Annotated in this window: 9 protein-coding genes; 2 read left to right on the forward strand and 7 right to left on the reverse strand. The window is 61.5% G+C overall.

The window, feature by feature from the left end:
* Positions 1-10: 10 nt before the first annotated feature.
* From PLZ73_05855 to PLZ73_05885, 7 genes are read right to left on the reverse strand one after another with little or no spacing between them, the layout of a single operon-like run.
* Complete coding sequence (locus PLZ73_05855; GenBank protein HOO77397.1) at positions 11-1,546, reverse strand: radical SAM protein; 1,536 nt, start codon at positions 1,544-1,546, stop codon at positions 11-13.
* Between the two features lie 8 nt (positions 1,547-1,554).
* Positions 1,555-2,220 (reverse strand): PilZ domain-containing protein, encoded by a 666-nt coding sequence (locus PLZ73_05860; GenBank protein HOO77398.1) that lies wholly within the window; start codon positions 2,218-2,220, stop codon positions 1,555-1,557.
* A 1-nt stretch (position 2,221) separates the two neighbouring features.
* A complete protein-coding gene (locus tag PLZ73_05865; GenBank protein ID HOO77399.1) occupies positions 2,222-2,611 on the reverse strand; it encodes a hypothetical protein in 390 nt (129 codons plus the stop codon).
* The gene (locus tag PLZ73_05870) at positions 2,608-2,952 is read right to left on the reverse strand and encodes a hypothetical protein (protein HOO77400.1); all 345 of its coding nucleotides are present in this window, start codon (positions 2,950-2,952) and stop codon (positions 2,608-2,610) included. The genes PLZ73_05865 and PLZ73_05870 overlap by 4 nt, the downstream gene beginning before the upstream one ends.
* Entirely contained in the window at positions 2,949-3,872 is a 924-nt protein-coding gene (locus PLZ73_05875; protein ID HOO77401.1) for a DUF72 domain-containing protein, read from the reverse strand. Before PLZ73_05875 ends, PLZ73_05870 begins: the two co-directional genes overlap by 4 nt.
* Positions 3,811-4,623 (reverse strand): SAM-dependent chlorinase/fluorinase, encoded by an 813-nt coding sequence (locus tag PLZ73_05880; GenBank protein HOO77402.1) that lies wholly within the window; start codon positions 4,621-4,623, stop codon positions 3,811-3,813. Before PLZ73_05880 ends, PLZ73_05875 begins: the two co-directional genes overlap by 62 nt.
* Entirely contained in the window at positions 4,620-4,997 is a 378-nt protein-coding gene (locus tag PLZ73_05885; GenBank protein ID HOO77403.1) for a Rid family detoxifying hydrolase, read from the reverse strand. The genes PLZ73_05880 and PLZ73_05885 overlap by 4 nt, the downstream gene beginning before the upstream one ends.
* A 1,281-nt stretch (positions 4,998-6,278) precedes the next feature.
* On the opposite strand from PLZ73_05885, the gene PLZ73_05890 reads away from it, so the two are divergent.
* Positions 6,279-7,553 (forward strand): hypothetical protein, encoded by a 1,275-nt coding sequence (locus PLZ73_05890; GenBank protein HOO77404.1) that lies wholly within the window; start codon positions 6,279-6,281, stop codon positions 7,551-7,553.
* Positions 7,554-7,787: 234 nt separating this feature from the next.
* The gene (locus PLZ73_05895) at positions 7,788-8,405 is read left to right on the forward strand and encodes a DUF4230 domain-containing protein (protein HOO77405.1); all 618 of its coding nucleotides are present in this window, start codon (positions 7,788-7,790) and stop codon (positions 8,403-8,405) included.
* The last annotated feature ends 169 nt before the right edge of the window (positions 8,406-8,574 follow it).

Genomic DNA, 8,574 nt, shown 5'->3' on the forward strand with positions numbered 1-8,574 from the left:
GGAGGGCGGGTCAGCAGGCGCCGCAGGCGCGGCAGGTCCCGAACGCGCAGGGGGGCGTGCTCTCCCCCTTTCCCGCCTTCTCCCATTCGTCCCGGAGCCAGCGGGAAGAGAGCCGCCCCGCCGGATAGGCGCGGGCGGCGGGGTCGTGAACCCCCGAGATCCGGGCGGCTTCGGGCAACCGGCCCCGGCGCAGGAGGTCGAGCGTCTCCGGGCCGCCGAAACCCAGAGCGCACTGCGCGATCGACTGCCTGACGCTGAAACCCCTGACTTCGACCCCCTTGATCCTCCTGAAGCCGGCGGCGAGGTGGGCCGTCTTCCTCTTCAGGGCCGCCGGGGTCTCCATGGCCGCGTACTGGAACGGAGTGCCCGGCCGGGGGACGAACGGCGCCGTCGTCGCCCGCAGGGGAATGATCTCGCGTAGGCGGCGGGCGAGTGCCAGGGCCTCGTCCAGGTCCTCAGCGGTTTCGCCCGGCAACCCGACCATGAAGTAAATCTTCAGGTACTGCATCCCTGCCCGGGAGGCGGAGCGGGCGGCTTCGAGGAAGATCTCGTCCGGAATGGGCTTGTTGATCGCGCGCCGCAGGCGCGGGCTCCCGGCCTCGGGGGCCAGCGCGATCTCCTTCTGGCCGCTTTCCGCCAGGATTTCCAGCAGGTCCGGCGCGGCCGTTTCCGCCCTCAGGGAGGAAACGGACAGGGAAAATCCCTCGTCCCTCAGCGCCCGGGCGATCGGGCCGATCCGGGGGTGGTCGGAAACCGAGGGGGAAACCAGGCCCAGAGCCCGGGTAGCTTCCCCGTAGCGCCGGGCCTCGGCCAGGACGCTTTCCGGGGAACGGTACCGGGCGGGCCGGTAGATATACCCCGCCGAACAGAACCGGCAGCCGCGGGCGCAGCCGCGACCGACTTCGATCAGCCCGCGGCCGGGAAAAACCGAACCTCCGGCGACGATGCGATAATCGGCCCCGGCCTCCCAGGGGTCGGCCGGGGGCGTCCACGAGCCCGGGCCCGACGACGGGGAGACGACTCCCGGCAACTCCGACAGGGCAGCCAGTTTTTCCCGGCGGGAACGGCCCCGCAGTTCCTCCAGGCGTTTCAGCAGCCGTTCCAGAACGCCTTCCCCTTCGCCGGAAACCGCCAGATCGACGATGCCGGCGAGGGCCCGGGGATTGATGGTGACCGCCGCCCCCCCCGCCACCACCGGGGGGTGACGATCGTCGCGGTCGGCGGCGGCGGGGGGAATCCGGCCCTCCGCCAATATCCGGGGAACGGCCAGGTAATCGAGTTCGTAGGAGAGAGAGAACGCGATCAGGTCGAAGCTGGAAAATGTCCGTTTCCGCTCCCAGGAGCGTTGCATCCCCGCGAAGGCTCTTTCGGCATGCCAGCCCTCCACTGCCTCCGCCAGCCTCATGATCTTCAGAAAACCGAGGTTGGCCATCGCCAGAGCCCCGGAATTGGGATAAACCGTCAGAACCGAGTGGGGGGAATCGAGGCGGCGGCGGCCGACCAGCCGCTCCCCGTCGAAACGATATGATCCGGCGCCGGAGCCCATCAGGCCCGTCAAACCGAGGACGCGGAGAAGGGAAAGTGGGAAGCGAGGCGGGCGCGCCCTTCGTCCGGGGGGTCGAGGAAGAACAACACCACCTCGTAAGGATCCTGGGCCCGGGCGCGCTCGCATTTGACCACCATCGCGGTGCAGGCGACTTCGGAGCCGTCCGGCAGGTTGCAGGTGAGGCTCAATTCATGGAAAAGGGGGATATAGCAGCTGCACGTGCCGGAGAACCCCTGAGGTTCAAAAGCCGGATCTTCGATCCGGACGCGCTGGGAAACGGGGGGGTGGCTGGCCAGGTCCGCCACGTACTCGTCCAGTTCCACCCTCTCCCCGGGGGGAATATCCACGAAGGCTATCGCCAGCCTCCGGGCGCCGGTCTCGGTCGTATCGGCGCGCAGCACGCGGCCCCGGCAACTCACCCCGCGGCGACGGGGGTTGCCGCCGCGCGGGGGGAGCACGATATCGAGATCGACCAGGGTGGCGACGTCCGGACCGCGGGCAAGAACGCAGGAAATCCCCCCCGTCCCCAGGTCGCACCCCGTTCCCTCTTCCCTGACGTCTCCCCAGCCCACCCGGACGGGGAAATCTCCGGGCACACGGGGGCACGAGCGCCTATCGTCGGTTGTAATGGCCGCCACGTCCACAATCACCTCGGGAATCCGTTCCTTTTTCATTTTAACACTCCCGCCGACCTCCGTCAAGTTGAGCCCCGGCCTCGCCGGAAAGCGGTCCCACCGTATCCGGCAGCACCCGGAAAACGCGTTTCCCCCCCGCTCCCTCGACGGCCAGCTCCGTGGTCAGGCGGGAGAGGAGAAGACGGTACGGTAGGAGCACCTTGGCCCCGGCCAGTTCCACCCCCACCGCCGTGCGGGAGAGGATGGGCGCGGCCCGGCGGATCGCTCCGACCAGGTCGAAGAGCAGATTCAGATCCTCGATCTCCCCCCGCCCCAGTTCCAGAGTCGCTCCGCACTCCGGGCAGACCGGCTTTTCCGGGCCCGGGAGCGCCCCCAGTTCGAAGGAAAAAATTCCTTCGCAGCCGTTTTGGCAGCAGTCGATCTCTATCACGGCTTCGGCGCTCCTTCTTCCGCAACCCCGGCCGGGGCCAGCTCCACCATGCATTCCCAGTACTGCCCTTCCCCCACCGTCAATTCCAGGGCCACTTCCTGTTCCCGGTAACCCGCTTTTCTCACCGTGACCGGGGGGAAAACGACGGTGCCGGCGTCCTTTTCGGCGTCGGTGGCGGTGATGGTCATGATGTAGGGGGTGGTCCCCAGGTAATACCCCCCCCGCCAGACTTCGGCGGAGGAAGGCTCGGAGACGATATGGACCGAGTAATCTTCGTGGAAGGTCTCGCACCCCCACGCGGCGGCGGCCGCCGCCGCCAGCAATGGCAGCAGTCGTTTCATGGCCTGGCCGCTATTGTATCCAGATCGGGGTAAGCCTCAAGAAGTAATGGAGGTATTTTCAACCGGCGCTCGTCCAGGGCCGATCTGATCTGGAGTGCGTTGCAGACCGCCTGGGCCCGGAAGTGGTTGTTGGCGACGACGTAAACTTCCGGGGTCCGGCCGGCCAGCGACCGGATCCGGTCTTCCCATTCCTCCAGTTCCGCTCCCCGGTAGAGATAATCGTAGCGCCGGTCGCGGCCGGCGCCGGGCCGGAACCACTCCCGGACGTTGCGCCCGTGCAGCCGGACGTATCCCACCGGGGACGTCGCCAGGGCGCTCGGCCCCAGGGAGAACGAGACCCTCGGCTGATCGATGTTGCAGAAACCGATCCCGAGGGCCGCCAGGAGCTCCGCGGTTTCGGGGGAGTCCCAGGAACCGTGCCTGAATTCTGCCACCAGCGGGCTGTCGGGGAACCGGTCCCGCAGCGCCGCCAGAAAAGAACAGGAGCCGGCGGTGCGATGAAAGGAGTAGGGGAACTGCGCCAGGATCGCCCCCACCCTTCCCCCGGCCTCCAGGGGGGCGATCCCCTCGTCCCAGGCGTCGGTTTCGAGAGTGCCCGAGAGTTTCAGATCGTGGGTGAACCCCCGGTAGAGCTTGAGCGTGAAGCGGAACTTGGGAAACGGGGAAATCTTCTTCGCCCAGGATTCGGAACTGCGCGGCGTCGGCGGTCGGTAAAAAGTCGAATTGATTTCGACCAGGTCGAGGTAGCGGGCCAGGTAGACCAGGGGGTCGAATCCCCGGGGCGGGCGCGGCGGGTAGAGCACGCCTTTCCAATCGGGGTAGGACCACCCGGCGGTGCCGACCAGGATCTTCCCTGCTTCAGGCACGGCGGGGGCCCGACAGAACCAGGCGCGCGCCCGGCGCCGTTCCCAGCCGGTCACGGGCGCTCCCTCCCCGAACCGCCAGTTCCAGGAACCCGGCGCTCCCCGCCACCGCCATCAACTCCCCCTCTTCGCCGAAACCGTAACTTTCCCGGACCGGCACCGGAATGCCTTCGACCGCCGGGGACGGACCCAGTTCCCCCAGGCGCTCCGCCGGAAACGAAGTGACCACGTTCCCGAAACGGTCGATATGCAGCACCTCCACCGTCCACTCCGAACCCGAACGGGAGGGGACGGGAAAGTCCAGGCGTTCCGCCGGAGCCGACGGGGGGCCGCAGGTCTCGAAGGCGCCCGCCCCGATCAGGGCGGCCGCCGCCGGAGCGAAAATGTCCCGGCCGTGAAAGGTGGGCGCGGCCGACGGCGGCGCGAAGCCGGGATCGAGCCGGCGGACCTCCGGGTTCGAAATCCCCTCCAGGGCCCAGGAGAGCACCCCGTTGTCGGGCCCCAGGAAGAGGTGGCCGGCGCCGCGGGCGGCGATAATCGGCCGGGACGTACCCACCCCGGGATCGACCACGACCAGGTGGAGCGTCCCCGGCGGGAACCACCGCCAGGCGTTCATGAGGACGAACGCCCCTTCCCGGACGTTGCCGGGGGCGATTTCGTGGGTGATGTCCACCAGCTTCGCCCGGGGCTCCCGCGAGAGGATCACCCCCTTCATGCTGCCCACGAACCAGTCGCGGGCGCCGAAATCGGTCAGCAGGGTGATGATCCTGTCCGCGGCCACGCCGAAGCCCTCTTCCGCCGCGCTCACCGCCGCAGCGCGATCGCCGACACTTCCACCAGCGCCCCCTTGGGCAGCCGGGACACCTCGACGCAGGCCCGGGCCGGGAACGGCGCCGGGAAAAAGCGGGCGTAGACCCGGTTGAACTGGGCGAAATCGTCCATGTTTTTCAGGAAACAGGTGGTTTTGACCACGTCTTCCAAGCCCGCGCCGGCGGCGGCCAGCACCGCTTTCAGATTCTCCAGGACCCGGACCGTTTCTTCCTCGATCCCCTCCCCGACCGGCTCCCCTTCGGGGCTCAGGGGGATTTGCCCGGAAACGAAGATCAGGTCCCCGGCCTTGACCGCCTGGGAATAAGGGCCGCCTGCCGCCGGGGCCGCGGATGTGGCTACGCTTTCTTTCATGGGGCCTCCTTGGACTTGAAGAAACATGCCCGGCGCGCAATCGCCGTTTCCACGCCGCTCTCGGCCGCGGCCAGGGCGCGCCTGATGGGTTTTGATTACTCCGATTCGGGAAAAGGAGCAAGGGGAGAATTAAATAGGGCTCGGGCCCCTGGAGATTTTTGCACCTGATTACTCTGATTAACTCTGAAAGGAAAAGAATTCAGAATTCAGTAGCCCCCTACCTTGCCCCCTCAATGAGTCCACAGATTCCACAGATAGGGAAAGGTTTTTAGGGGGAAGCAGAGGGCACGGGATAGTTGAGGGCATTGCTGTACTCTATGCCCTATGCGCCATGCTCTATGCTTTCTCGACCATGAAGTTCATGAAGGGAAGAGGATTAGCCACAAAAGGCACAAACGGGGAAAGAGTTGGCCACAAGAGGCGCAAGAGGCACAAGGGGATTTTAAACGGTTTGATGACGAGCTGAAGATGTCGCCCGGCAGACAATGGAAACCATGATTCTTTCCCTCTCAATCAGAGTTAATCAGAGAAATCAGGTGCAAAAATTCCCTCTTCGATATCTGTGGAACCTGCCGGCCGGCAGGCAGGTTTAACAGATCTAGAAGTTGGCGAAATCACCCAGAACCGACTGGAGCCGGTCGCCGCGCCCGGCCATAAACAGAATCCCTTATTAACGCTAAAATCGATATAACTACGGTATTTCGGTTGTTATGGTAACCAAACGGATATTTTGCAACAAGATTGATCGCCTTTAGGAAGACAAAACAGCGGAATATTGACGTTTTTCCCTCTCGCCGGTAAAATTTTGCCACTAGGTACCGGCAATTGGAGATTGTGTAGAATCATAAGTTCTGTCTGAAAGAAGATGAGAAAGAATAGATTACTGATCTCGAATTGCCATGCGAACTGCCCCAAGTGCAGTCTGCCGACCGAATTCCAGATGTTCGAGAGTGGTCTGGGTGGTGATTTCGAAACCTATGTTGGTGCGAAGTCGGGCAGTATCTACCGTCTCGATCTAGCAAAGGTACATTACGAGAAGAAGTCTCGAGCCGACCTCTTGGCAGAAGCCAGAGAGTCGGAAGGAAGTCTCACCTGTGTTCCGAAGGAACTCAGGTGCAAGATTTGTGGAACTGAATTCAGTGCGGAGACGATACCGATTGACGGAGAGGAAATCGTCGAAGCCTACGAAATCTGAAGACAGAACAAAGCACTGGAGGTTATTGCTTGCTACGCGCGCAAAACCTCAGTGCAGACGTTAGCCGTGAAGAGGGAAATACGAGCATGAAAACAAGCCAAGTGTTTGGAATATCACCTGAACTACGTGAATACTCGTATGTGGATCGTGGGAACCTTGACGCTGCGCTTGCCACTTACCTGGATCGCACAACGCACATAGCAATTCGCGGTCCTTCCAAGTCAGGCAAATCCTGGTTGAGGCAGAAGGTCTTGCACAAGCCGCTTACTGTGCAGTGCCGTCTTCGGAAACCATTCACAGATATTTATGTTGATGCCCTGTCGCAACTCGAAGTTAGGCTCGAAGTAAAGGAATCTCGTCAAGGAGTATTCAAAGCCAGCCTATCGGCAACCGGCGAAGGGGGTGCAGCCCTGTTGGCCAAGGTCGGCATCACAGCATCCATGGGACGCGATACCGAGAAGACAACTGAGACAATGTCTGTTGGCCACGACATCAACGATCTTCGCTTTGTCGCTGAAATCATCAAGAATTCTGGCCGTCGTCTCGCAATTGAGGATTTCCATTATATGTCCACCGAGGACAGGAGACATTTTGCTTTTGACCTCAAGACGCTGTGGGATTATGGGGTCTACGCGATCATTATCGGAGTGTGGTCAGAAACAAACCTGCTTCTGCATCTGAATCCAGATCTCACTGGCCGCGTCCATGAAATCCCAATTGAGTGGATAGAGAAGGATCTTGAAGCGATTCTGCACAAGGGGGGTGATGCACTCCATATTGACTTCGGCCCAGACGTCACGACAAGACTTGTTTCCCTCGCCTACTCAAATGCCGGGCTACTCCAGCAACTCACGCTGCTAACGTTGGACGAAGCTGGCATCACCGAGAAAAAACTTCTGAAACAACATGTGAGTAATGTGGAGCACGTTAATGGTGCAGGCATGGCCTATGCCGAACAGTTAAACCCTGTCTATCAGCAGTTTGCCAAGAGAGTGGCAGCCGGCATACGAACTCGTCAGAACGCCACCGGTATCTATGCTCACACGATGGCGGTGCTTATGGAAACGAGCGACGACGATCTCATAAAAGGGATCCACGCCCGAGCGATTTTTGAGAAAGCGGTCAAGCGGCAGGAGCGGATTCAGTACAGCAATTTGAAAGCTATTCTCGAGAAACTTCAGGAGTTGCAGGTTGATGAGGATGGTCGCGGACTTATTCTTGGGTATAGCCCGGCAACAGAAGAAGTGACCGTTGTTGATCGACAGCTTCTTCTCTATCGAGGCTATGCAACAGTCAAGTGGCCTTGGGAGGACCTAGTCCGCGAAGCGGATGCAGCAGGCGGACAGCTGGAGGTCGGCTAACGGGCGCCTGAGCTTCAGTTCCAGCGGCCCGCGCTGGCGCGCGGGCTAACTAGCGCTGGAACCGATGCCCCCTCCGGGGGCACCGCTCAGCCGCAGCCCCGTTCGGCTGACAGACAATACGGAGGATACACAAGATGAAGGGCGGAGGTATCGGAGCGATCATTCTTATCATCATCGTTGTGCTTGTCTTGCTCAGGCTCTGTTCCTGCTAAGGCGCAAGGGGAGATGTGCAACATGAAGAAACTCAGGATTCCTCACTTGCGGCTTGTTGCGACCGGGGCAGTCATCGTGGTGCTTGCTGCCGTGCTTGTCCCCCTGGTTCCGAAGATCGTTCAGCTTGTCCAGGTCGTAACGTCGGTAAAGCATACTGAGCGCAACGCGCTGGAAGTCCTCAAGAGCGAGGAACTAAGCTTTCTTGTGACCGATCGGATCACGTCTCAAATCGTGGTCGAGTCGAACGACAGCAACCCCATCCTCGGAAAGAAGGAGGGGTATCTGATCGCCAAGGCAAAGCTGTACTACGGAATCGACCTTGCCAAGCTGACCGACGCGGATCTGGCAAGAACTAACAATCAACTCGTGGTTCATCTTCCCGAACCGGAGGAACTGGACTTCTCTGTGGACCTTGAGTCGATGCGATTCATATCGAAACGATCTGGCTTGATGGTGATCGCCGACTGGATTACGAACGCAGATCAAGAGGAGGCATTGCGCACGCAATTCAGGGATGCTGCGCTTGACTACATGAAGGGCGAAGACCTCATCCCGTCAAAGGAAATGATCATCTTTCGCCTTACCAAGCTCGGCGAGATGTTCTCAGAGTATATCGGGGTGAAGGTCGTCTTTCAATAGCAGAGAGAGAAGACGGAGCCGAACATCACACTGAACGCTATCGTCGCTTCGCGCCGAAGCGTTAGTGTGGGCGTTAGCCCGACGCACCAGCGCGTCGGGCTAACGGGCGCCTGCGCTTCAGTTCCAGCGGCCCGCGCTGGCGCGCGGGCTAACTAGCGCTGGAACCGAT

This window comes from bacterium (assembly GCA_035380285.1).
GTDB lineage: Bacteria > Auribacterota > Erginobacteria > Erginobacterales > DAOSXE01 > DAOSXE01.